Origin of the sequence: Janthinobacterium sp. LM6, from assembly GCF_002002885.1 — a bacterium.
Taxonomy (GTDB): domain Bacteria; phylum Pseudomonadota; class Gammaproteobacteria; order Burkholderiales; family Burkholderiaceae_D; genus Janthinobacterium; species Janthinobacterium kumbetense.
In genome coordinates, this window is sequence record NZ_CP019510.1 from 5,901,105 (window position 1) to 5,925,671 (window position 24,567).

Annotated in this window: 20 protein-coding genes, 1 tRNA gene and 1 pseudogene; 17 read left to right on the top strand and 5 right to left on the bottom strand. The window is 61.6% G+C overall.

All coding sequences use genetic code 11. The features are described from left to right. Positions 1 to 86: 86 nt before the first annotated feature. From hutC to BZG29_RS25955, 8 genes are all read left to right on the top strand, one after another. Positions 87 to 806: a histidine utilization repressor gene (gene hutC / locus BZG29_RS25920; protein WP_077408630.1), complete on the top strand. Its 720-nt coding sequence runs from the start codon at positions 87 to 89 to the stop codon at positions 804 to 806. 330 nt (positions 807 to 1,136) lie between these two features. Continuing rightward, a complete protein-coding gene (locus BZG29_RS25925; RefSeq protein WP_077409295.1) occupies positions 1,137 to 4,460 on the top strand; it encodes a PAS domain-containing hybrid sensor histidine kinase/response regulator in 3,324 nt (1,107 codons plus the stop codon). Between the two features lie 70 nt (positions 4,461 to 4,530). Then, positions 4,531 to 4,989, top strand: a complete 459-nt coding sequence (locus tag BZG29_RS25930) for a response regulator (protein WP_077409296.1) — start codon at positions 4,531 to 4,533, stop codon at positions 4,987 to 4,989. Positions 4,990 to 5,291: 302 nt separating this feature from the next. Then, the gene (trxA, locus tag BZG29_RS25935) at positions 5,292 to 5,618 is read left to right on the top strand and encodes a thioredoxin TrxA (protein WP_077408631.1); all 327 of its coding nucleotides are present in this window, start codon (positions 5,292 to 5,294) and stop codon (positions 5,616 to 5,618) included. Between the two features lie 155 nt (positions 5,619 to 5,773). Further along, on the top strand, positions 5,774 to 7,036 hold the full coding sequence (rho, locus tag BZG29_RS25940; protein WP_034746249.1) for a transcription termination factor Rho: 1,263 nt from the start codon (positions 5,774 to 5,776) through the stop codon (positions 7,034 to 7,036). Positions 7,037 to 7,318: 282 nt separating this feature from the next. Further along, on the top strand, positions 7,319 to 7,588 hold the full coding sequence (locus tag BZG29_RS25945) for a type B 50S ribosomal protein L31 (RefSeq protein ID WP_034746247.1): 270 nt from the start codon (positions 7,319 to 7,321) through the stop codon (positions 7,586 to 7,588). A gap of 152 nt (positions 7,589 to 7,740) precedes the next feature. Next, on the top strand, positions 7,741 to 9,465 hold the full coding sequence (locus BZG29_RS25950; RefSeq protein ID WP_077408632.1) for a glycosyltransferase family 39 protein: 1,725 nt from the start codon (positions 7,741 to 7,743) through the stop codon (positions 9,463 to 9,465). A 199-nt stretch (positions 9,466 to 9,664) separates the two neighbouring features. After that, positions 9,665 to 10,645, top strand: coding sequence for a choice-of-anchor A family protein (locus BZG29_RS25955; protein WP_253192705.1), 981 nt, complete (start codon positions 9,665 to 9,667; stop codon positions 10,643 to 10,645). Between the two features lie 74 nt (positions 10,646 to 10,719). Here BZG29_RS25955 and BZG29_RS25960 read toward each other — a convergent pair whose 3' ends face one another. After that, positions 10,720 to 12,399 (bottom strand): AMP-binding protein, encoded by a 1,680-nt coding sequence (locus tag BZG29_RS25960; protein WP_077408633.1) that lies wholly within the window; start codon positions 12,397 to 12,399, stop codon positions 10,720 to 10,722. A 132-nt stretch (positions 12,400 to 12,531) separates the two neighbouring features. Here BZG29_RS25960 and BZG29_RS25965 point away from each other — a divergent pair, with 132 nt between their 5' ends. The 6 genes from BZG29_RS25965 to BZG29_RS25990 all read left to right on the top strand — a co-directional run bounded on the left by BZG29_RS25965 (position 12,532) and on the right by BZG29_RS25990 (position 20,663). Beyond that, positions 12,532 to 14,895 (top strand): DNA polymerase II, encoded by a 2,364-nt coding sequence (locus tag BZG29_RS25965; protein ID WP_077408634.1) that lies wholly within the window; start codon positions 12,532 to 12,534, stop codon positions 14,893 to 14,895. Positions 14,896 to 15,168: 273 nt separating this feature from the next. Beyond that, complete coding sequence (locus BZG29_RS25970) at positions 15,169 to 16,485, top strand: hypothetical protein (protein WP_077408635.1); 1,317 nt, start codon at positions 15,169 to 15,171, stop codon at positions 16,483 to 16,485. Positions 16,486 to 16,639: 154 nt separating this feature from the next. After that, positions 16,640 to 16,726: transfer RNA gene (locus tag BZG29_RS25975), tRNA-Leu, on the top strand. Between the two features lie 401 nt (positions 16,727 to 17,127). Continuing rightward, complete coding sequence (locus tag BZG29_RS25980) at positions 17,128 to 18,189, top strand: radical SAM protein (RefSeq protein ID WP_077408636.1); 1,062 nt, start codon at positions 17,128 to 17,130, stop codon at positions 18,187 to 18,189. A 4-nt stretch (positions 18,190 to 18,193) separates the two neighbouring features. Further along, positions 18,194 to 19,621 carry an MBOAT family O-acyltransferase gene (locus BZG29_RS25985; protein ID WP_077408637.1) on the top strand — a complete coding sequence of 476 codons (1,428 nt, stop codon included), beginning with the start codon at positions 18,194 to 18,196 and terminating at the stop codon, positions 19,619 to 19,621. Further along, entirely contained in the window at positions 19,608 to 20,663 is a 1,056-nt protein-coding gene (locus tag BZG29_RS25990) for a hypothetical protein (RefSeq protein WP_077408638.1), read from the top strand. Before BZG29_RS25985 ends, BZG29_RS25990 begins: the two co-directional genes overlap by 14 nt. Here BZG29_RS25990 and BZG29_RS28620 read toward each other — a convergent pair. The 3 genes and pseudogenes from BZG29_RS28620 to BZG29_RS26000 all read right to left on the bottom strand — a co-directional run. Beyond that, positions 20,660 to 20,752: pseudogene (locus BZG29_RS28620) on the bottom strand (GNAT family N-acetyltransferase); the annotation flags it as partial. The gene BZG29_RS25990 and the pseudogene BZG29_RS28620 overlap by 4 nt on opposite strands. 3 nt (positions 20,753 to 20,755) lie before the next feature. Beyond that, positions 20,756 to 21,334, bottom strand: coding sequence for an NnrU family protein (locus BZG29_RS25995; protein WP_077408639.1), 579 nt, complete (start codon positions 21,332 to 21,334; stop codon positions 20,756 to 20,758). 68 nt (positions 21,335 to 21,402) lie between these two features. Further along, positions 21,403 to 21,795 carry an Imm10 family immunity protein gene (locus tag BZG29_RS26000; protein WP_077408640.1) on the bottom strand — a complete coding sequence of 131 codons (393 nt, stop codon included), beginning with the start codon at positions 21,793 to 21,795 and terminating at the stop codon, positions 21,403 to 21,405. Between the two features lie 147 nt (positions 21,796 to 21,942). Between BZG29_RS26000 and BZG29_RS26005 the strand changes: the two genes are divergently transcribed. The 3 genes from BZG29_RS26005 to BZG29_RS26015 all read left to right on the top strand — a co-directional run bounded on the left by BZG29_RS26005 (position 21,943) and on the right by BZG29_RS26015 (position 23,678). Continuing rightward, the gene (locus BZG29_RS26005; protein WP_253192706.1) at positions 21,943 to 22,359 is read left to right on the top strand and encodes a GNAT family N-acetyltransferase; all 417 of its coding nucleotides are present in this window, start codon (positions 21,943 to 21,945) and stop codon (positions 22,357 to 22,359) included. A 7-nt stretch (positions 22,360 to 22,366) separates the two neighbouring features. Next, positions 22,367 to 23,113, top strand: coding sequence for a M56 family metallopeptidase (locus BZG29_RS26010; protein ID WP_077408642.1), 747 nt, complete (start codon positions 22,367 to 22,369; stop codon positions 23,111 to 23,113). 64 nt (positions 23,114 to 23,177) lie between these two features. After that, positions 23,178 to 23,678 carry a hypothetical protein gene (locus BZG29_RS26015; RefSeq protein ID WP_077408643.1) on the top strand — a complete coding sequence of 167 codons (501 nt, stop codon included), beginning with the start codon at positions 23,178 to 23,180 and terminating at the stop codon, positions 23,676 to 23,678. A 3-nt stretch (positions 23,679 to 23,681) separates the two neighbouring features. On the opposite strand, the gene BZG29_RS26020 is transcribed toward BZG29_RS26015, so the two are convergent. After that, positions 23,682 to 24,488 (bottom strand): class I SAM-dependent methyltransferase, encoded by an 807-nt coding sequence (locus BZG29_RS26020; RefSeq protein WP_216350330.1) that lies wholly within the window; start codon positions 24,486 to 24,488, stop codon positions 23,682 to 23,684. Positions 24,489 to 24,567: the final 79 nt, after the last annotated feature.

Consider the following 24,567-nt stretch of genomic DNA (forward strand, 5'->3'; position numbering starts at 1 on the left):
GGCGGCAGGCATCGCGCTCGGTGCTAAAATCGGCCATCGCGCCTCCAGCCGGCGGCGCGCCCTGCCCGCGCCCCGGAGAAACCGCATTGGACGATCATACTACCCAGGAAAATACGCCCATTTTCCAGCGCATCAAGGATTTTCTGCTGGCCGGCATCGCTGCCGGACGCTGGAAGGAAGGCGACGTGATTCCCTCCGAGCAAGCGCTGGTGAAGCAATTCGGCGTCTCGCGCATGACGGTCAACCGCGCCGTGCGCGAGCTGACCAGCGAGCAGGTGCTGACGCGGCGCCAGGGTTCCGGCACCTATGTGGCGCAGCAGAAATACCAGGCGACCTTGTTGGAAATCAAGAGTATCGCCGATGAAGTGCGGGCGCGCGGACATATCCACCGCAGCAGCTTGCAATTGCTGGAACGCACCAAGGCGTCCGACCTGCTGGCCAAGCAATTCGGCCTGCCGCCGGAACATCCGCTGTTTCATTCGCTGATCGTGCATTTTGAAAACGGCGTGCCGATCCAGGTGGAAGACCGCTGGGTCAATCCCGAGTGCGCGCCCGACTACATGACGCAGGATTTTTCCAGCATCACGCCGAACGAATACCTGATGGCTGCCGCGCCCCTGCAAGGCGCCACCTACAGCATCGAAGCACTGTCGGCGCCGCGCGACATCGCCGAAATGCTGGCCATCGACACCAAACAGCCGTGCCTGGTGCTGCGCCGCCAGACGCGCTCGGGCGGCAAGATCGCCTCGATCGCCACCATGTGGCATCCCGGACACCGCTATCAGTTCGCCGGAAGTTTTACGTAAGGCTATCGCCGCGATTGAGTAGCACGATTTCGCGCAAACTTTCTCACGAATTCTCACCAAATCTCGAAAAAAACGGCCATTTCGGGGCAAAAAAAATCCCGTTTTGGCCGTTTCTGAACTTAAATACTCCGAGTAAATATTCGATGCTATAGTTGCCGCCAGAAAGCGCCGCAGGCGTTTATTTGAGCGCGCCTCATGTACTGCCAGCCTAGTCCAATCACGCCCCAGAAAGGGATGCATTTGTCGTATTGCAGCCACACGAGTTTCGGCGCACCACGCCCACGGCGCCCTGCGCTGCGCCGGCTCGCTCGTACGATGCTGGCGGCAGGCATGACACTTTCGCTGCCGGCGCAGGCGGCGGCAGCCGTCATGGCGCCGGCATTGCTGTGGCCGTATGCGGCTGCCAGCGCCACCGCCCTGGCGGGACTGGCTTGCTGGCAAGCCTGGCGCCTGCGCCGGCAGCTGCACCGACAGCCCCAACCGACGCAAGCCCAGGCCGAACAGGATGCCGTGCAAGCCTTGCGCGGCGCCACCATGGCCGGCTGGACTTGGCGGCCCCAGTCCGACCGGCTGCAGTTCGCGCCCCAGTACCAGGACGTCCTGGGCGACAAGAATGCCCGGCTCGAGCATGCGCTGGCCGACTGGCTGGCCGAAGTCCACCGGGACGACCGCGCCCGCCTGAGCCTTGCCTTCCGCCAGCACCTGGATGGCCAGGCGCCCGGCACCTTCAATTGCGAATTCCGTTTGCGCCACAGCGACGGCCACTGGCGCTGGCTGCTGGCGCGCGGCGCCGTCCTGTCGCGCGCCTCGGATGGCGCCGCCACCCAGGCCAGCGGCATCGTCTGCGATATCAGCGAGCGCAAGCAGGACGAGCAATCGCGCATGCGCTCGATGCTGGAAGCGGCGCCCGAAGCCATGCTGGTGGCCGACGTCGAGGGCAAGGTGCATTACGCCAACCAGATCGGCGCGCGCTGCTTCGGCTATCCGCTGGCCGAATTGACGGGTATGTCGCTTGAGCAATTGGTGCCGGAAAGCACGGCCAGCCACTCCGCAGGCGACCCGCAAGGGCGGCACAGCCTGCCGGGCCGGGTGATGATGGCGCGCCGCCGCGACGGCACGCACTTCCCCGCCAAGGTCAGCCTGTCGCCGCTGCGCATGGCCGGCCAGGTGTTTTCCATCGTCTCGCTGCGCGACATGACGCAGCGGCAACGCGCCGAAGAAGCGCTGCACGCCAGTTCGGAACGCTACCGCCTGATCGTGCAGACGGCCGCCGAAGGCATCTGGATGACGGATGCGAACGGCAAGACCACGTTCGTCAACCCGAAGATGGCGCACATGCTGGGCTACACGGTGCAGGAAATGCTGGGCCGCCCCCTGCTCGACTTCATGGACCGCGACAGCCAGTTGCTGATGCAGCGCCGCCTGGCCAGCCACGGCAGCTTCGCCAGCCAGCCGGACCAGGTCGATTTCCGCTTCTTCCGCAAGGATCAGTCCAGCCTGTGGGGCTTGCTGTCGAGCACCAGCATCCAGTCGGACAACGGTGAGCCCGGCGGCACGCTGGCGATGATCACCGACATCACCGAGCGGCGCCAGGCGTCGATCGCCCTGTCGAACTCGAGCCAGCGCATGGCGTCCGTGTTCGGCGCCGTGACGAATGGCCTGGTGGTGCAGGACAGCCACGGTCACATATTGGAAAGCAATGCCGCCGCCGAACGCATGCTGGCGGCCAGTCCGGCCGGCAACAGCCTGTGGCAAGCCATCCGCGAAGACGGGTCCGCCTTCGACCAGCGCAGCCATCCCGTGCACATCACCCTGTCGACGGGCGAAGCCATGCGCGACGTGCTGATGGGCGTGCAGCAGCCCGACGGCAGCCTGTCGTGGCTGTCCGTGAATACCGAGGCGATCCGCGATGAATACGGCAAGGTGGGCATGGTGGTGGCCAGCCTGACGGACATCACGTATCACAAGCGCAGCGAGAGCGCCTTGCGCGAGCTCAATGAACATCTGGAAGAGCGCGTGGCGCAGCGCACGGAACAGCTGGACCAGGCCAAGCAGGTGGCCGAGGAAGCAAGTCTGGCGAAGGGACAATTCCTGGCCAACATGAGCCATGAAATCCGCACGCCGATGAATGGCGTGATCGGCATGGCCTACCTGGCCCTCAAAACGGACCTGGAACCGCGCCAGCGCGACTACCTGGAAAAAATCCGCTTCGCCGGCGAACACTTGCTGGGCATCATCGACGATATCCTCGACATCTCGAAAATCGAGGCGGGCAAGCTGGAAATCGAGCACGTCAACTTCAGTTTCGACCATGTCGTGCAAACCCTGATGACGGTGGTGGCGCCGCGCGCCGCCGGCAAGAACCTGGAACTGCTGTTCGAGATCGACCCGCAATTGCCGGCCGTGCTCGTGGGCGACCCGCTGCGCCTGGGGCAAGTGCTGATCAACTACGCCAATAACGCCATCAAGTTCAGCGAACAGGGCAGCATTACCGTGAAAGTGCGCCGGGTGGTGGCGGACGCGAAACACTGCCTCGTGCGCTTTGAAGTGTGCGACCACGGCATCGGCCTGTCGCAGGATGAAATGAGTAAACTCTTCCAGTCCTTCCAGCAAGCCGACACCTCCACCACGCGCGAATATGGCGGCACGGGCCTGGGCCTGGCCATCTGCAAGCAGCTGGCGCAGCTGATGGGCGGCGACGTGGGCGTCGACAGCCGTCCCGGCGCCGGCAGCACCTTCTGGTTCACGGCCAACCTGGGCATTTCCGACCAGGCCGCGCCCGCCATGCTCGACAGCATGGTGCAGACGGCGGCCGCCATGCGCGCCAGCGCCGACGCGGCCCTGGTGATGCGCACGCTCAAGCATGCGCGCATCCTGCTGGTGGAAGACAACACTTTTAATCAGCAGGTGGCGCTGGAATTGCTGGAGGAAGCGGGCGCCTCCGTCTGCCTGGCCAACAATGGCGAAGAAGCGCTCGACCTGCTGCGCCAGACGCAGTTCGACTGCGTGCTGATGGACGTGCAGATGCCGCTGATGGATGGCTTGCAGGCGACGCGCCACATCCGCGCCGACCCGCAGCTGGCGCACCTGCGCGTGCTGGCCATGACGGCCACGGCCACCAGCGAAGACCGCGTGCGCTGCCTGGAAGCGGGCATGGACGATTTCATTTCCAAGCCCATCCAGCCGGCCATGATGTACCAGACCATCGCCAGCTGGCTGCCGGCGCACGAAACGCCGCCGCCACCGGCGCGCAGCCGCGCCGCGCCCGCCTTCAAGACCACGCTGGCAGGCGACCCGCAAGTGATCGACCTGTCCATCCTGGCCAAGTTGCTGGGCTACAACCCTGAAAAGGTGCGCAAATTCGCCTTCAAGTTCCTGCAGACCACGCAGGATGGCTTTGGCGACATCGATGCGGCCCTGGCGCGCGGCGACGTGCACCAGGTGCGCGAACTGGGGCACCGCATCAAATCGTCGGCACGCACCGTGGGCGCCCTGGGGCTGGCCGAGCTGTGCCACAACCTGGAAACCCTGGCGCCGGGCGAACCGGCCGACGAGGCAGAGCGGGCACGGCACATCGTGGCGCGCCTGTGGCCCCTGCTGGAACAGATTACCGAACAAATCATGAATAACACCAGCTTTGCCAATGACGATTAGCTACCGCCAAATTGGGTTGCGGCAAGGTATCGGCATCGACAACGATGCATATCAACAGAAAGACATGACGATGAACACTGTATCAAACCAAGCGAGCCGGGAACACAACGAAGCAGGCCTGGCGCCATTGCGCGTGCTGCTGCTGGACGACGACGTTTTCATGCTCGACGTGCTCAGCGACATGCTCGAGCAAATGGGCCAGTTCGACATCCGCTGCGAGTCGCACAGCGAACAGGCGCTGGCCACCCTGAAGCAGCACCAGCCCGACCTGCTGATCTGCGACCTGTCGATGCCCGACATCGACGGCATCGAATTTTTGCGCATGGCGGCGGAAAACGGCTTCCGCGGCGGCGTGGTCTTGCTGTCGGGTCTGCATTCGGCCGTGCGCCTGGCGGCCGAGCGCCTGGCCATGGCCAACGGCCTGCATATCTTGGGCACGTTCCGCAAGCCGATGGAAAGCGCGGAATTGCAGCTGATGGTGAACTTGCAACTGCAGCACTCGGCGCGTCTGGCCAGCGTGCAAGCCTGAGCGCGCAGGCCGGCCGGGAGGGCGGACACGGCGCTGCGGGCCAGCAGGCATGCGGCTTTGCCGCCCTGCCGGCATGCATGGGGACGATATGCCTCAAGTTTTTCTGCAATAATCGCCACGCTTTGAAAAAATGGGTTATTATTTCAGCCATCCCCGCCTGCATACCTCTGGTCGCACCTTCCAAGACATTGAAGTCGTGCCCATTGTCCCCATCTTCTAACTGCATTCCAGGAAGCATGGATGGCGAACCAGCGTATGGTTAATTCCAGGCATTATTGATCCCACCCTCATTTGAGGAAAATATGAGCGAAAATATCAAACACATTAGCGATGCATCTTTTGAAGCAGACGTCCTGAAATCCGATTTGCCCGTCCTCGTCGACTTCTGGGCAGAATGGTGCGGTCCCTGCAAGGCCATCGCCCCGATCCTGGAAGAAGTGGCCAAGGAATACGCCGGCCGCATCCAGATCGCCAAGATGGACGTGGACGCCAACCAGGCAGTGCCTGCCAAGTTCGGCATCCGCGGCATCCCGACCCTGATCCTGTTCAAGGATGGTGTTGCAGCTGCTCAAAAAGTGGGCGCCATGGCCAAGGGCCAGTTGACCGCTTTCGTCGACAGCAACATTTAATGTATGATGGGCAGCGCTGCGCCCGCAGCGCCGCCTGACTGGAACGACCGGGAAGCGGCTTTGCCTCATTCGTGCACAGCCTTCCCCAATTATTAATCAACGCCACGCAGTCCCCTCCCCTACCTTTACATCCCGTCTCGGGACACTCAACACATATGCATTTATCCGAACTAAAGGCCTTACACGTATCCGCCCTGCTTGAGATGGCGATCGGTCTTGACATTGACAACGCAGCCCGCTTGCGCAAACAGGAGCTGATGTTCGCTATCCTGAAAAAACGCGCCAAGTCCGGCGAACAGATTTTTGGCGATGGCGCCCTGGAAGTGCTGCCTGACGGTTTCGGCTTCCTGCGCTCGCCCGACGCCAGCTACATGGCGTCCACCGACGACATTTACATCTCCCCTTCGCAAATCCGCCGCTTCAATCTGCACACCGGCGATTCGATCGAAGGCGAGGTACGGACCCCGAAAGATGGCGAACGCTATTTCGCATTGGTCAAAGTCGACAAGGTCAACGGCGAATCGCCGGAGATGTCGAAACACCGCATCCTGTTTGAAAACCTGACGCCGCTGCACCCGAACGAGCCGCTGCGCCTGGAACGTGAAATGAATGGCCAGGAAAACATCACCGGCCGCATCATCGACCTGATCGCCCCGATCGGCAAAGGCCAGCGCGGCTTGCTGGTGGCGTCGCCGAAATCCGGTAAATCCGTGATCCTGCAGCACATCGCCCATGCGATCACGGCAAATCACCCGGACATCACCCTGATCGTGCTGCTGATCGACGAACGTCCGGAAGAAGTTACCGAAATGCAACGTTCGGTACGCGGCGAAGTCGTCGCCTCGACCTTCGACGAGCCGGCCACGCGCCACGTGCAAGTGGCCGAGATGGTGCTGGAAAAAGCCAAGCGCCTGGTCGAAATGAAAAAAGACGTGGTCATCCTGCTCGACTCGATCACCCGTCTGGCGCGCGCCTACAACACCGTGATTCCTGCCTCGGGCAAGGTCCTGACCGGTGGTGTCGACGCGAACGCGCTGCAACGTCCAAAACGCTTCTTCGGCGCCGCGCGCAATATCGAAGAAGGCGGCTCGCTGACCATCATCGCCACGGCGCTGATCGAAACGGGTTCGCGCATGGATGACGTGATCTTTGAAGAATTCAAGGGTACCGGCAACATGGAAGTGCATCTGGAACGCCGTCTGGCTGAAAAACGTGTCTATCCGGCAATTAACCTAAACAAATCGGGTACCCGCCGCGAAGAATTGCTGATCAAGCCGAACGAACTGCAAAAAATCTGGATTTTGCGCAAGTTGCTGTACTCGATGGACGAGATCGAGGCGATGGAGTTCATTCTCGACAAGATGAAGGCGACCAAAAACAACGCCGAATTCTTCGACATGATGCGCCGGGGGGGATAAACCTACTGCGCGGCCGCATTTGCGATTTCCGTTGCTCACCGTACTTTTGTACGGTTGCGCTACTCGATCGCAACTGCGGCCTGCTCGCTACGGTTTCTCCCTCCCCGGTGCAGGATCGTAGTGCAAGCCGCTCATCGAGCGGCTTTTTTATTGCCGCCAGCCCGAAAGCGCTATATAATCGACGGTTGCATTATTTTAAACCCTGGCAAGTGATCGGCAATCGGGTCAAGAAGCAGGACGACCGACGAAGTGCTGTTTGGCTACCAAACTAGAGAGAAGACCATGAAAGTCGATACCCATCCAGAATACCGCGAAGTTGTTTTCCACGATCTGTCGTGCGATTTCAAATTCGTTACCCGCTCGACCATCCAAACCCGCGAAAAAATCACCCACGACGGTAAAGAATACCCACTGGTGAAGATCGAGGTTTCGGCTGAATCGCACCCATTCTTCACGGGCAAGCACAAAATCGTCGATACCGCCGGTCGCGTCGAGAAGTTCCGTCAGAAGTTCGGTTCGGTTGGTTCGAAAACCGCAGTCGCAGCAGGCTGATTTTTGCCGCTTTGCGGCAAAAAAGGGCAGCTTCGGCTACCAGAGAAAAGGCAGCTACGGCTGCCTTTTTTGTCTTTGGCCGCTTTACTTTATACTCGCGCATACCCGACGCCATTCGTCGCGTCTTGCCACTATTCTGATACCGATTATCGATGAAGCCAGTCCGCCTTCCCGCCGCTGCCACACTCGCGCTGCCACGATGGGCCTTGTTTGCGCTTGGCCTGCTGTACATCCTGCCTGGCCTGATTGGCCGCGAACCGTGGAAGAACGATGACGCCGCCAGTTTCGGCATCATGTGGACCATGGCGCATGGCGGCCTGAACGACTGGCTGTGGCCCAATGTGGCCGGCCTGTCGCTGCCCGATGAAGGCCCGCTGGCCTTCTGGCTGGGCGCCATCTTCATCAAGCTGTTCGGCTGGATCGACGGCGACGTCTTTGGCGCGCGCATGTCGACCATCGGCATCTTCGTCGTCAGCACCCTGTCCGTCTGGTACACCGCCTTCAACCTGGGACGCCGCAGCGATGCCCAGCCGCTGCGCCTGGCCTTCGGCGGCCAGCCCGAGCCGGACGACTTCGGCCGCACCCTGGCCGATGCCGCCGTGCTCATCTACCTGGGTTGCCTGGGCCTGCTGCAGCACAGCCACGACATCACGGCCGAAGCGCTGTACGTGTCCCTGATGGCCTATTTGCTGTACCGCGCCGTGCGCTACATGGAAGGCCCGTCCGTGCGCAATGCGGCCCTGCTGGGCCTGGCGATGGGCGGCCTGGCCCTGGCGCGCGGCTGGATCACGCCGGCGGCACTGAGCATCGCCTTGCTGCTGTGTACTATCTTCCTGCGCCTGCCGTTGCTGCGCAGCATACGCCACCTGGCGCTGGCCATCCTGATCGGCATCGCGCTGACCCTCGTCTGGCTGCTGCCGGGCGAATGGCTGCAGCCGTACGGCCATTCGCCGCTGCACGCCTGGATGGAGTGGAATTGCCGCCAGTTCAGCGCTCCGAGCCTGAAAAGCGTGCAGTATTTCTTGCGTGTCGGCATCTGGTTCTTCTGGCCCGCATGGCCTTTCGCCGCCTGGGCCGTGTATGCCTGGCGCCGCCAGCACCACGTGCTGCACATCGTCGTGCCGCTGACTTTTGTTGCCATGCTGGCAATATTGGGCCTGTGCCATCCCGATCCCGACCCGAGCCAGTTGCTGCCCCTGCTGCCGCCGCTGGCCGTCATGGCCGCGTTTGGCTTGCTGACCATGAAGCGGGGCGCCATCAACGCCATCGACTGGTTCTCCGTGATGGTGCTGACCATCTGCGCCCTCGCGCTGTGGCTGTTCTGGTTCGCCATCCTGACCGGCTGGCCGCCAAAACTGGCGCATAACGCCCTGAAACTCATGCCAGGCTTCAAGCCCGAGCTGGACTTGCTGGCCTTTTTCGTGGCCGCCTGCGTCAGCGCGGGCTGGGTGGCGCTGGTGCACTGGCGCATTTCGCGCCAGCCGGCCGTGCTGTGGCGCGCCGTGGTGCTGTCGTCCGGCGGCCTGATCCTGATCTGGGTGCTGATCATGACCCTGTTCCTGCCGCCGCTGAACTACAGCAAGAGCTACGCCAGCGTGGCGCACCAGATTTCCATTCACCTGCCGCCAGGCAGCAGTTGCATCAACAGCAACGTCGGCGCGGCCCAGCGCGCCTCGTTCGCCTACTTCGGCCACTTGCCGTTTGCCAGCGTGGGGCAGCAGGAATGCGATGTGTTCCTGTTGCAAGACAGCATCAAGGTTCCTGACAGCAAGGAACAATTGCCCGAGCACCACGGCGCGGACTGGATCAAGCTGTGGGAAGGGCGCCGCCCCACGGATGATGTGGAACGCTTCCGCCTGTACCAGCGCGTCAGGTAAGCGGCAAAAAAACCGGGCCAGGCCCGGTTTTTTTATGTCCGCAAGCCAATCACTGCCGACAGCAAAAGTGTTGCTTTTAAATATAGTTAATTACCTAAATTGAACTATAATTGTTTTTTAGATTATAATGACGGCTTGCGCGATGGCGGTGTCTTGCTTTCCCGCCCTATTCGTCCCCCAATTCACCATAAGGTTGTCCATGAAAATATTTGCCACACGTACCTTGCCGCTCATCAGCGCCGCCCTGTTCGCCTTCTCCTTCAGCGCCTCGGCCCAGGCCACCGTGATTGACCTCGGCGTCGCCAACGGCTACTCGGCCTTCATCTTCGGCAACATTGGCAGCAGCAACGCCAGCGGCTTTACCAGCGTCAGCGGCAGCCTGGCCGCCGGCGGCAATATCTATCTGGAAGGCTACAGCGTCGGCACGAACAAGAAGCCGGGCAGCGCCGCCAACACGCTGGTCGCCGGTAACAACCTGAACATCGGCGGCGGCAGCATCAACGGTACGGGCGTGTATGGCGTGAGCAATGCCAACGGCACCGTGACGGCGCCATCGTGGTACCCAACGGGCACCTTCAGCAAGGGCAATGCCTCCACCCTGGACTTTGCAGCTGCCCAGCAGCAACTGACGACCCTGTCGGGCGATGTGGCCAAGCTGCAATCGAACGGCACCGTGATTTCGCAATACGGCGGCTTCAAGCTGGTGGGCGACATCAACGCCGACGTCAACGTCTTCACGATCAATGCAAACGACCTGCATAACCTGAGCCTGGACGTTTCGTCGCTGAAAAGCACGGCCAGCATCATCATCAACGGCACCGCCACCAACATCACCATGAGCGGCGGCTTCGACAATTTCGGCAGCTTTACCGACCGTACGCTGCTGAACTTCGCCAATGCCACCACCACCAGCCTGAACAACGTTGGCATCAACGGCAGCATCCTGGCGCCGAACAGCGCGTTTTCCGGTTCGGGCAGCATGAACGGCACCCTGGTCGCCAATTCGGTCAGCTCGATCAATTACGGCCACGTCTCGATGAACGGCGCCGGCTTCAACACGGTGAGCGTCTCGGCCGTGCCGGAACCAGGCACCTACGCCATGCTGCTGGCCGGCCTGGGCTTGCTGGCCTTCGTGCGCCGCCGCACGCCAGCGCGCGCACCGCAAGCCGCAATGGCCTGAGCTTTACGCTGAATCAATAAAAAACACCGGGCCGCGCGAGCGTCCCGGTGTTTTTTATTGCGCGGGCGAAAGACTTAGTCCCCGCTCAGCCCCAGATCCGTCGCCACCTGCTTGCGCAGCAGGTATTTCTGGATCTTGCCCGTCACCGTCATGGGGAATTCCTCGACGAAGCGCACGTAGCGGGGAATCTTGTAATAGGCGATCTGCCCGTCACAAAAGGCGCGGATGTCCTCGCTGGTGGCCTGCGTGCCCGGACGCAAGATGATGCAGGCGCATAACTCTTCACCATACTTGGCATCCGGCACGCCCACGCATTGCACGTCGAGCACGCTCGGGTGGCGGTACAGGAATTCCTCGACTTCGCGCGGATAGATGTTTTCGCCGCCGCGGATGACCATGTCCTTCGAGCGGCCGACGATGCTGCAAAAACCGTAGTCGTCGATGACGGCCAGGTCGCCCGTGTGCATCCAGCGCGCCGCATCGATGGCCTCGCTGGTTTTTTCAGGATCGCCCCAGTAGCCCTGCATCACGGAATAGCCGCGCGTGAGCAATTCGCCCTTTTCACCGCGCGGCACGATCCGCCCTTCCGCATCGACGATTTTCACTTCCAGGTGCGGATGGACGCGGCCGATGGACGACACGCGCATTTCGCGCGGATCCTCGATCGCCGTCTGGAAACTGACGGGCGACGTTTCCGTCATGCCATACGCGATCGTGATTTCCGCCATGTGCATCAATTCGATGACCCGCGTCATGACTTCCATCGGGCATGGCGAACCGGCCATGATGCCGGTGCGCAAATTCGACAGGTCGTATTGCTTGAAATCAGGATGGTCGAGGATGGCGATGAACATGGTCGGCACGCCGTGCAGTCCCGTGCAGCGCTCGGCCTGCACCGTTTCCAGCACGGCTTTCGGGTCGAAGCCTTCACCGGGAAACACCATGGCCGCGCCATGCGTGACGCAGGCCAGGTTGCCCAGCACCATGCCGAAGCAGTGGTACAGGGGCACGGGAATGCACAAGCGGTCCTGCTGCGTCAGGCGCATGGCTTCGCCGATGAAGAAACCGTTGTTCAGGATATTGTGGTGCGTCAAGGTGGCGCCCTTCGGCGCGCCCGTGGTGCCGGACGTGAACTGAATGTTGACGGCGTCGTCAAACTGCAAGGTAGCGCTCACTTCTTCCAGGTGCGCCAGGTCGGCGTCGGCAATGCCGTCCATCACCGCGTCGAAGTTGTGCATGCCCGGCGTGGCGGCCGCGCCCAGGCGGATGACGTGGCGCAATTGCGGCAGGCGCGGCGACTGCAGGGCGCCGGCGCGCGAACGGGCGATTTCCGGCACCACGTCTTGCACGATGGCCAGGTAATCGCTGGACTTGAAGCTGGGTGACAGGATCAGCGCGCTGCATTGCACCTTGTCGAGCACGTATTCGAGTTCCGAACGCCGGTAGGCGGGGTTGATGTTGACCATGATCAAGCCGGCTTTCGCCGTGGCAAACTGGGTCAGCACCCATTCGGCGCAGTTTTGCGACCAGATGCCGACCCGGTCGCCCGGCTGCAAGCCCAGCTTCAGCAAGCCGGCGGCCAGGCGGTGCACGCGCTGCTGGAATTCCAGATACGTCCAGCGCACGTTCTGGTGCGCCACGATCAGGGCGTCGTGCTGGCCGTAGCGGGCGGCAATGCCGTCCAGGTAAGCGCCTATCGTTTCGCCGATCAACGGCGTCTCGTGGGCGCCATGTACATAACTCATTGCTTGCATGCTGTCTCCAGGGTAACGGCGCGGCGCGCTCTTCTTATGGTCATCGACTACAAAAATTATAGCCGCAACCGCCCCCGCCCTGCACCAGCTTGCTGTAATGTGCAGGCCAGCACACCCGACATTCACGGCACCATGACAGGCAACACGCAGCACCCGCCCGAACAGGGCTTCATCCTGACCCGCCACTGGCGCGACACGCCCGCCGGCACGGAGGTCGATTTCTGGCTGGCAACGGACGCCGGGCCCCGCCACGTGCGCCTGCCCGTGCAGACGGCCGTCGCCTTCCTTCCCATGGAGCAACAGGAACAGGCGCAACAGCTGTTGCGCGGTGAGCGCCACGCGGAGCTGCGTCCCCTGTCGCTGTGCGATTTCCACCATCGCCCCGTGCTGGGACTGTACTGCAAGCAATACCGGCATTTGCTGAAGCTGGAAAAGCAGCTGCGCGCGCACGGCATCGACGTGTATGAAGCCGACATCCGCCCGCCCGAGCGCTATCTGATGGAGCGTTTTATTACGGCGCCGGTGACATTCAGCGGAGAAACACTGCAGGAAGTGCAGCTGAAACCGGCGCCCGGCTACCGTCCCGCATTAAAACTGGTGTCGCTCGACATCGAGACGACGGCGCATGGCGAGCTGTATTCGCTGGCCCTGGAAGGCTGCGGCCAGCGCCAGGTCTACATGCTGGGCCCGCCAAACGGCGTCGACGGGGAACGCGACTTCGACCTCGACTACTGCGACTCGCGCGCACAGATCCTCGAACGCCTGAACACGTGGATGGAGCGCCACGACCCGGACGCCATCATCGGCTGGAACCTGGTGCAGTTCGACTTGCGCGTGCTCAAGCAACATGCCGAGCGTTATCAAGTACCGTTGAGGCTGGGACGGGGCGGCGCCGTGATGGAATGGCGCGAACATGGCGGCAAGCAGGAGCACTATTTTGCCGCCGCCGCGGGCCGGCTGATCATCGACGGCATCGAAGCGTTAAAATCGGCGACGTGGAACTTTTCCTCGTTCAGCCTGGAAAACGTGGCGCAAACCTTATTGGGCGAAGGCAAGTCCATCGACAATCCCTACCAGCGCATGGCCGAGATCGACCGGCGTTTCCACGAAGACAAGCCGGCGCTGGCCCGCTACAACCTCAAGGATTGCGAGCTGGTCACGCGCATCTTCGCCAAGACCGAGCTGCTGACCTTCCTGCTGGAACGGGCCAGCGTGACGGGCCTGGCGGCTGACCGCAGCGGCGGCTCCGTGGCAGCCTTCGAACATTTGTACTTGCCGCTGATGCACCGGCAGGGTTACGTGGCGCCCAACCTGGGCGATATTTCCGGTGAAAACAGCCCCGGCGGCTTCGTCATGGATTCGCAGTCGGGACTGTACGATTCCGTGCTCGTGCTCGACTACAAAAGCCTGTACCCGTCCATCATCCGCACTTTCCTCATCGACCCCGTCGGCCTGGTGGTGGGCACCAGCGGCGACGAAGCCGATACCGTGCCCGGCTACCGGGGCGCGCAGTTTTCGCGTGTGAAACATTGCCTGCCGGCCATCGTGGAACAGGTGTGGCAGGGCCGCGAGACGGCCAAGCGCGAGCGCAATGCACCGCTGTCGCAAGCGTTAAAGATCATCATGAACGCGTTTTACGGCGTGCTGGGATCCAGCGGCTGCCGCTTTTTCGACCCGCGCCTGGCTTCGTCGATCACCCTGCGCGGCCACGACATCATGCACCGCACGCGCGAACTGATCACCGGGCAGGGGTATCAGGTGATCTATGGCGACACGGATTCCACCTTCGTGTGGCTGAAAACGGCACATACGGATGAAGAGGCGGGCAAGATCGGCCGCGCCCTGGTGGCGCATGTGAACGCCTGGTGGGACCAGCATCTGCGCGAGGAATTCGGCCTGGACAATGCGCTGGAGCTGGAGTTCGAGACGCATTACCGGCGCTTCCTGATGCCCACCATCCGCGGCTCGGAAGAAGGCAGCAAGAAGCGCTATGCCGGCCTGGTCGGCAAGCCCGACGGCAGCGAGCAGATGGTCTACAAGGGCCTGGAAACGGTGCGCAGCGACTGGACGCCGCTGGCGCAGCAATTCCAGCAAGCCTTGTACCTGCGCATCTTCCAGCGCGACGCCTACCAGGACTACGTGCGCGACTACGTGGCGCGCACGGTGCGCGGCGAATTCGACGCTTTATTGGTCTACCGCAAGCGCCTGCGCCGCCCGCTCGACGATTACCAGCGCAACGTGCCGCCCCACGTGCGCGCGGCGCGCACGGCCGACGCCTACAACCTGGCGCAGGGCCGGCCGCTGCAATACCAGAACGGCGGCTGGATCAGCTATGTCATCACGGTGGCGGGGCCGGAACCGCTGGAAACGCAGCGCTCGCCCATCGACTACCAGCATTACCTGACGCGCCAGCTGCAACCGGTGGCGGACGCGATATTGCCGTTTCTGGGCGACGATTTTTCGCGCCTCGTATCGGGCCAGCAGGATTTGTTTTAGATCAATTTTGCTGACCAGCATGGCCAAGCTGGGGTAATATCGGCGCCTGCCGGGCTTATCTGGCCCTGTCTGCGGGCGTTGTACGCTGCGGCAGCGTAAAATACGCCATGGCGAAAGAATAAGAACTGCACGAAGAAGAAGATGCCATTCCAGACGAGAATCGTTCGCAACAGGATTTTCCACGCTGAAATGGCGCATAATTTCACACTATGTTGAACCAGCGGACAGCGCGTTTAGCCGTCTGCCCCGCTAATTTTTGAATGAATTGATACCATGACCGAGATCACGTCCTTAAGAGACATCCCGCAAAAAAATATCTTCCGCAAGGGCGACACCTTTGTGCTGTTCGGCGAGCTGTTCGGCCGCGGCTATGTGAATGGCTTGCTGGACGAAGCGCGCAAGGCGGGCATGAATATCGTCGGCATGACGGTCGGCCGCCGCGATGAAAACATGGCGCTGCGCCCGCTGAACGCGGAAGAGCTGGCCGAAGCCGAAGCCAACCTGGGCGGCCGCATCATCAATGTGCCGCTGATGGCCGGTTTCGACCTGGACGCGCCAGCCGGCGAGCCGACCCCGACGGCCCTGCTGGCCGACATGACCCTGAAAAGCTGGCAAGAAGACAAGCTGGACTGGGCACAGATCGAACGCTGCCGCGAAGCCGGCATCGCCCGCTTCAGCGCTTCCGTGGCGAAAGCCATGGCCGAGCTGGACAGCCTGATTCCTGACGGCAGCAATGTGTATTTCGCCCACACCATGGCCGGCGGCATTCCGAAGGTCAAGGTCTTCCTGGCCATCGCCAACCGCATCTACAAGGGCCGCGGCGAGCGCTTCATGTCCTCGCGCGCCCTGCTCGACAGCGACCTGGGCAAGCTGATCCTAATGAACTTCGACGAAGTCACGGCCAACACGCTGCAACACCTGATCGACGGCAGCGCCGCCATCCGCGCCCGCATCGAGCAAGCTGGCGGCCAGGTGCGCTACAGCGCCTATGGCTACCATGGCACGGAGATCTTGATCGACGGCAAGTACCAGTGGCAAACGTATAGCAACTACACGCAAGGCCTGGCCAAGATGCGCCTGGAAAACGTGGCCAAGGCCGCGTGGGAAAAAGGCATCAAGGCGACCGTCTTCAATTGCCCGGAAATCCGCACGAATTCGTCCGACATCTTCGTCGGCGTGGAACTGTCCCTGTTCCCCCTGCTCGACGCGCTGAAAAAAGAAGGCGGCGCAGCCTGGGCCGAAGAGCAATGGAAAATCTGCCAGGGCTTGCTGGAAGACGGCGTTTCGCTGCAAGACTTGCTCGACCGTATCGCCGCCTACAATGGCGACGCCACGAGCGTGCAGTTCCGCAACTTCGCCGCCTGGCCGATGGACAACACGCCAGAGCTGGCCGACGTCATGATCGGCACCTCGGACGACATCACCAAGCTGCACAAGGACCGCAAGGAACTGATCACCGACCACCTGAGCTCGCTGGTCCTGGAAGGCACGGGCCCGCTGATGTTCCACGCCATGTCTGAGCCGCAAGCGCCCGTCGTCTGGCTCAACCACGACATCATCGCGCGCCAGCTGAACTCCGTGCATAACTGATTCCAGCATCGCCGCAGTCTGACCACGCCGTCCCCGGTTCGCGCCCGGGACGGCGTTTTTCATGCAAGGACAGCGCCCGATAAATGGGCTAAACCGTTTGCAAAGCAAAAAACTTGCCGGATCACGATAAATCAGTGATAATGCGTCTCGCGTTGCCGGGATGGCGGAATAGGTAGACGCACGGGACTCAAAATCCCGCGCTGGAAACAGCGTGCCGGTTCGATTCCGGCTCCCGGCACCACCAGACATCGCAGCACCAGAAAACAACCACTCATTCTCAGGATCGGGTGGTTTTTTTTCGCCTGATTTTCCACACTTGCGCCGCCCCCTCCGTGTCAAATGCGCACCCTGTGCACCCAACTTGCTAGTCATGCGCCGCAGCACCGGCCGCGCACGCCCTGCAAACGGTGAAAATGGAGTATTTCATGCTGTCAAGAAAATCTTGCATTGCAATAAAAAGATGTGGTTCAAAAGTAAATTAATTTATAGCCAATATTTCATTTTGCCGGAGCAAGCGGCATACTAGGGCCTCAGGCAATCGCCCACATTACGGCTCACGCCTGGGCATGCAAGCTGCCGTCATGCCTCGCCATACAGGATGTTCAATGTCCATAAATTTTTCGATCTTACCTTCCGCTGCCTATGAACTCCCTCTCTGAACTTGCGTCCGCCACGAAGCAAAATGACTTTGCCTATTTTCGTGAACTCAATGCGCGGCTGGGAACCCTCAAGGCGGCCAACTATGATGTGGCGTCAAAATGCAATTTGCGTTGCGAGGGCTGCCTGTTCTTCGAAGGCGAGGAAAACGAAGGACACGAAGACAGCCGTTCGCTTGCCGAATGGGATGCCCTGTTTGCCGCCGATGCGGCGCGTGGCGTCACGCTGGCCTACATGGCGGGCGCGGAACCGAGCTTGGTGCCCGACAGGCTGCGCGCGGCCCAAAAGTACATCCCGCATGGCATCGTATTTACCAATGGCACGATACGCTTGCCGGACGATATCTTTTATCGCATCCATATCTCTTCCTGGGGTGTCGATGAAATCGGCAGTTCATTGCGCGCCGGCGACGTGCTGACCAAGGCGATGAACAATTACCGCGACGACCCGCGTGCCGTTTGCGTGTTTACCATTACCTCCCTGAATATCAAGCAGATCATGATCATGGCAGAGCTTGCCAACAGTCACGGCTTGCCGCTCACCTTCAGCTATTTCAGTCCCACTACCCGCTATCTGGACAAGCTGGAAAACAAGGCCGATAACGACAAGGCGTATTTCCGCATCAGCAGTGCCACGCAGAGCCTGGCCCTGACGCAAGCCGATTTTGCCCATGCACGCGCGGAAATTGTGCGCGCCATGCTGGCCTATCCGGAAACGGTGCAATACTCCCTGCACTACGACGACTGGGTCACGGGCGACAAGCTGTATGACATTGATCCCGTCACCAAGATCGCCAGGAACTGCGGTTTTCGCGTCACCAAGCAAGTGCATGTGCATGTCGATCATCAACCGGGCAAGGGCAAGTGCTGCAGTTCGAATATCGATTGCAGCAACTGCCGCGCTTATGCGATGGGACAATCGACCTATCTGTCGCGTATCCGCGAAGCCGTCAGAAAACCGGAAGAACTCGCCAAATGGATTGAAGTCAGGGAAATCTGGGCCAGCCTGTTCCTGAACGCCGATCAATCGGCCACCGCCCACCGGTAATCGAATGAGTTTCACCTCGTACTGGTTTGCCCTGGCCTTCTTGCCGCTATCGGCGTACGCCTACCACCGCCTGATTTCAACCCGCCAGCTCCACCTGCTGCCGCTGGGGATTTCGCTGGTTTTTTATTACCTCAACGATGCGCACAACCTGCTGCTGTTTTGTGCATCGATGGGCGCCAACTGGCTGCTCGCCGGCGTCATTGGCAGGAACCGCGGCAAAACCCGCTATCTGGCACTGGCCATCGCGGGAAATTTATGTTTTCTTGCCGCGTACAAGTATGCGAAATTCTTTGTCGTGCCCGGGATGGCGATCCCGGCCTTACCGCTGGGCATCTCGTATTTCACGTTTACGCAAATCGCCTTCCTGGTCGATACGGCGCGGGGACAGGCCCGCAGCACCAATCCGCTCGAATACGCGCTCTTCGTGGCCTGGTTTCCCCACTTGCCTGCCGGCCCCCTGCTGTCGCACAAGGACATGCTGCCGCAATTCCTGGCCGCGCCGGGCACGTCGTCGGCCTTGCATCCGGCGCCGCGCGACTATGCCGTCGGCCTCACCCTGTTTGCCATGGGCCTGTTCAAGAAATCCTGCGTCGCACCCATTTTTCACCACGCCCAGGGCGACGTTTTCCTGCGCGCGGGACAAGGCGACCCCATCGGCCTCGTCGAGACCTGGATCGCCTGCCTGGGTTTCCTGTTTGAAACGTACTATGATTTTTGCGGCTATTCGGAAATGGCCATGGGCATCAGCCGCATGTTCGGCATCCACCTGCCCGTCAATTTCCATGCCCCGTTCAAGTCCTCCAGCCCGGTCGAATTCTGGACCCGCTGGCATGTGACCCTGGGTGCCTTCATGCGCGACTACCTGTATCGGCCCCTGACAAAAAAACGCCAGGTATGGCGGCATTACGCAGCCCTGTTCGTGGTGATGATGGCTGTCGCCATCTGGCATGGCGCCACCATTCCGCTGCTGATCTTTGGCATTTATCAAGGGCTGCTCGTCACGGGCAACCACGCCTTGCGGCGCTGGAATCTGGTGTCGCGCAAAGGCGGCAAGCTGCAGCACTGGGCCGGCAGGGCCTTCACGCTGGCGGCCATCGGTTTTTCCGTCAGCCTGTGGGCCACGCCCGACTGGCAGGAGGCCCGGCACGTCATGCTCGGCTTGCTGGGTGCGGGGCAGGCAAGCGCCTGGCCCGGAGGTTTTTTCGGCATCACCGCCATCCTCGCCGCCATTGCATTTAACTGGTCGGCCCCTTCCCTGATCGACCTGATGGCGAAAGAACTCCCCGCCTGGAGCGTGCAGCTGAAAAAATCCACGACCAGCTTGCTGGCCTGGAAACCCAGCCTGGCGTGGGCGGTAGCAGTCGCCGTCGCGCTGTGCCTGGCGCTCATCAATTTGTCCGCTGTCAAAGAGTTCAAATATGCAGGGTTTTAATCAAGACATCCCCATCGCGCGCTTTTTCGCCTGCGTTTTTTTCATTGCGCTCGGATTCGCGCTCCTTGTTGCCGGACTCGTTTTTATCGTCGATCCCTATGCCATCTGGCGGCACCAGTCGAGCCATAAGATCAATACCATCAGACTGGAGATTCCTAACAGTAGCCAGACAAGCGCGGCTGTATTGCGCAGCACGCTGAACCCGCCTGACGTGCTGATTCTTGGTTCTTCCCGGGTACGGCGTGGTTTCAACGAAACACTCGCCTCCAGCTTATACGGCGGCAACGTTCAAGTGGCTGGCATCGATGCCCTGCCGCTATCAACAGCCAGGGATCTGTTTTTCACCCTGAGCCAGGAGGCACGCATTCGAAGGCTGTATTTGGAAGTCAATTACCTCACATCCAATGCCTGCGAAACGAAAAATGACAATGCGGTGACAAAAAATAAGCCCGACCCGCCGTTTCATTATCTGTCGCCCGAGAATGCCGTCATATACAGCCTAAGAACGCTGAAAATAAATCTGTTTCCTCCGCGCTCCTTCGACAGCTATTTTGACAAACAAGGGCGTTACTATGACGATCCTGCCAAAGGGGCGACACGTGCAGGAGGAGCGCAAGCACATGAGTCACGCTTTAAGCAGCTATTCAAGACGATTGCAAGCGCTTGTCAAAATCATGCAAACAATGCCGCCGATGTCAGGGATTTGACGGCCATCTTCCATCTCGCGCAAACCAGGCAGATAGAAGTTATTTTGCTGATTTTGCCTGTTAGCGAAAAATGGCAAACACGTATCCGCCAGGCCGGACTCGTGCCTCAAGCCGCGCAGTGGAAAAGGGAGGTCACCTTGCTCGCATCGCAATTCCATGTGCGTTTGCTTGACTATGAGCTGCGTAACGGTGAAAGTGATCACTCTGACAACTCTCCTCCTTCCATGCCCATGTTTTGGGATGAGACGCATTTCTCAAACCGCCTGGGCGACCAGCTGTTACGCGATATGCTGGACGCCAGCGGCCGCTCTTCCATCCGGCCAAAAATCCCCTAACACCGCAGCCTGCCCTCCAGCCCCGCCTTCACCGCCGCCCACTCCGTATCGATAATGCTGAAACGCACGGAATTGCGCTTGCGCCCGTCCGCCTATCCAAACGGCCGCACGCCAAACAGCACGCCGTGCAGCCAGAACGCCAGCAGCAGCCACAACGCACAGCCCGCGACTATGGCGATCAGGGTGCCTGCCATGGTGCCGCCCGGGTAGGCCACGCCGGCCGCGCGGTCGCGTTGCACGGCGGCATACAGATCGACTGACGACCAGACGAGGAAGCCGCCGAACAGCAGCACGTCGGCCACATTGCCGTTGGCCAGCAGATGCGCCACGGCCCAGAATTGCGTGCCCAGCAGCATGGGGTGGTGCATCAGGGTCTTGATATGGTTGCGCGGCACATTCGCCGCCGCCAGTAAAATCAGCGAGAACAGCATCAGCAGGGCACTGATGTGGCGCAAGCCCATGGGTGGCGTCCACAGCACTTGCGGCTGCTGGCGCGCCAGGGCGTAGCCCCAGATGATCAGGCCCAGCCCCACGAACGCCACGAGCGAATACAGGCCCTTCCAGCGCTTTTCGCCAAGGCGCGCCAGCTGGGCGCTGCGCCAGCCGTCGGCGACGATGCGCACCGAGTGCAAGCCCAGGAACAGCAGCAAACCGAGTATCAGCACCGTCATCGTCCACTCCCCAGTTCATATCCTCTATCCAGCATACGCGACACCATGGCCGGTGCCGTCCACGCAGATCAACGTTCTTCGCGATAGTAATCGCAGCCCTCGAACGTGGTGCGCAGCGCCTGCTGCAGCTGGGCGTAGCGCTCGGGCGTCAAGTTGAAACGCACGTCGATCTGGCCGTCGTCGTCCATCTGCATGGCGGCCTCGGCATCCATCTGCACGGACAAACGGTTCGGATGCAGGATGACGGCGTGCATGTGGCCATACCAGGCAAATTCCTGGCCGCCATATTCGATGTAGGGCTCGTCCATGCCCATGGCGACGTCCTGCTCGTCATACTCGTCGGCGCGCTGCAGCATCAGGTAGACGGGCTCGCCTTTGCCGGCTGGCGCGGCCAGGGTGGTGATCAGGGCGTCGTCTTCGTTGATGACGGACAACTCGGTGGCGGTAAATCCTGCGGACATGGCGTGCTTTCAACAATTCAAGGGATGCCGCCACCATAGCGCAAAAGCGGCACGGACGACATAGCGCGCGGCGAAAAAAGCCGGCCGTCACGAAAATCCATGGCCGCCTATAATTGCCGCTCCAAACTATTTCTACAGGAGACCGCCTTGACCGCAGCATCGCCCTACACCACCCGCCTGGCCATTCCCGCCATCGCCACCTACCAGCACCTGCGCGTCGCCGCCGGCCTGAGCGCGAAAACCACGGATGCCGCGGCCAGGGGCTTGCCGAATTCCCTGTTTGCCGTGCAAGTGCTGCATGGCGACGAGGTGGTGGGCATGGGCCGCATCATCGGCGATGGCGGCTGCTTCTTCCAGGTCGTCGATATCGCCGTGCTGCCGGCCCACCAGGGCAAGGGATTGGGCAAGCTGATCATGCGCGAAATCCACCAGTTCATCGACCGCGACGTGCCGGAAAGCGCGTATGTCAGCCTGATCGCCGATGGCCAGGCGCAAGATCTGTACGCGCAGTTCGGTTTCAAGCACACGGCGCCCGCCTCCGTCGGCATGGCGCTGAAGCGCTAGGCGCCCGATGCCGGCCTGGCTGCTGTGCACCATGGCGCTGGCGCTGCTGTTGAGCGCCGCCGCCTGGCGCGCCGAGCGCGCGCTGCAGCGGCGCGGGCGCGCGACGCGCTGGCCGTGGCTGGCGGCCATCGCCGCGTCCGCCATCCTGCCCCTGGCATGGCTGCCCGGCGTGCTGGCGGCCATGCCGGTGGAACAGGCGCAGCTGAAACTGGGCTGGTTTATGGCGTCTGCAGGCATGCTGACGCTGCTGGCGCTGCGCTGCGTCTGGCTGCTGTCGCACCAGCGGCGCTGGCAGAAAACATCGCTGCTGGGCACGCCCGTGTACTTGAGCGGCGGCATCGGTCCCTGCGTGGCAGGCTTGCTGCGCCCCCGCATCGTCATGCCCGTCTGGCTGCAACTGATTCCGCCCCAGCAACAGGCGCTGCTGCTGGCGCACGAGCAATGCCGGCTCCGGGCGCGCGACCCGCAGCTGCTGGCCGTGGCGTATGCCTTGATTATTCTCATGCCGTGGAATGTGCCCCTGTGGTGGCAGCTGCACCGGCTGCGCTTTGCCATCGAAGTCGATTGCGACGCGCGCATGCTGGCGCACGGTCATGCCTGGCGCGACTATGCCATCGTCCTGCGCCAGCACGGCCAGTATTATTCGGGCTTGACGGGCGCCTCGCCCATCGTGCTGAACGACCCGCGCGCACTGCGCCGGCGGCGCCGCCTGATGGCCAGATTTACCCGGAACCAGGCGGCGAACTTGCTATAGTAGCGGCAACGCCGCGCAATGCGCCCGCGCCACCGGCTTCCCCTTCAGAAATCAGAGAGATACCATGCTTTACCTGCTTGCCATCGTGATCGTCATCGCCCTGCTGTACTACGTCTTCAGCGGCCGCACGCCCGCCAAACCGCTGCACAAGCCGCTCATGTCGGTGCGCCAGTACGTGCCGGCAATTCCTGCGGGCGCACCCGCGCATCACTGGACCGATGAGGGGCGCTTTGCGTCGGAAGTGGAAAACGAATCGATGTACCAGCCCGCCATCGCCAAACTGGCCGGCGAGCATGGTCCCGGCAATGCGGAAGAGAAATGCCTGGCCCTGCTCGTCTGCGACGATGCCAACCCGTTCCAGGACAAGGCCATCGCCGTCTTCATCGATGGCCAGCTGGTCGGCTACCTGTCGCACAACGACGCGCTGCGCCTGCGCCGCAACCTGGGCCGCCAGGACCTGGTGGGCCAGCTGACCTCGTGCGACGCCGTCATCCGCGGCGGCGGACTGTGGAATGGCAAGCGCCTGTCGTACGCCGTCTGGCTGGACTTGCAGCCCTACAACTAAACGCTATCCTGCGCGCGCCAGCCTGACGGCGCGCGTGGCGATAAAGCTGGGCAGGTATTTTTCAATTTCAAAGCGCGGGTGGGGATGCATTTCCTCGTGGTAACCCGCCAGCACGAAGCCCGCCGCCAGCTGGCCGCCGATCTGGCTGTCCAGGCCGTGGCCGAAGACCAGCGCCTCGCCCCTTTCCATGCGCGCCGCCAGCGCATCGGCATCCATATCCGCCACATCCGAGTACGGCAGCACGAAACGCGGCCGTATCAAGCCCTGTTTTGCCCATTGCGGGTCGCGGTCGCCGATGAACACGGCCGGATTGAAGAAACTGCTCAGCAACACACCGCCATCGGCCAGCACGCGCGCGCATTCGCGCCACACGGGGGCGATATCGGGCACGTACTGGTTCGACACGGGGTGGACGATGACATCGAAGCTGGCGTCGGCAAAGCAGGCCAGGTCGCGCATGTCGCCCTGCACGGTGGTCAGTTGCAAGCCGTCGCGTTCGGCCACCATGCGGTCTTGCGCCAGTTGCTGTTCAGACAGGTCGAAGACGGTGACGCGCGCGCCGGCGGCCGCCAGCACGGGCGCCTGCTGCCCGCCGGCGCCGGCCAGGCACAGGATGCGCTTGCCGCGCACGTCATCCAGCCAGCCTGCCGGCAAGGGGCCGGGCGTCAGGTGGATGAGCCACTGTCCGGCGCGCGCCGCCGCGATGGTGGCGCTGTCGACGGGCTGCGACCACGGACTGTTCCGGGTCGCCTGGGCATCCCAGGCTTGCTGATTATGCCGCAAGAAGTTGTTACCTAAAGGCATCGTCATCCTTTCAAAAAAGCAGGACGCGAATGTAGCATGACGTCCGGCAAGGCGTCGCACTTTGCAAAAAAACCACATAATTCCT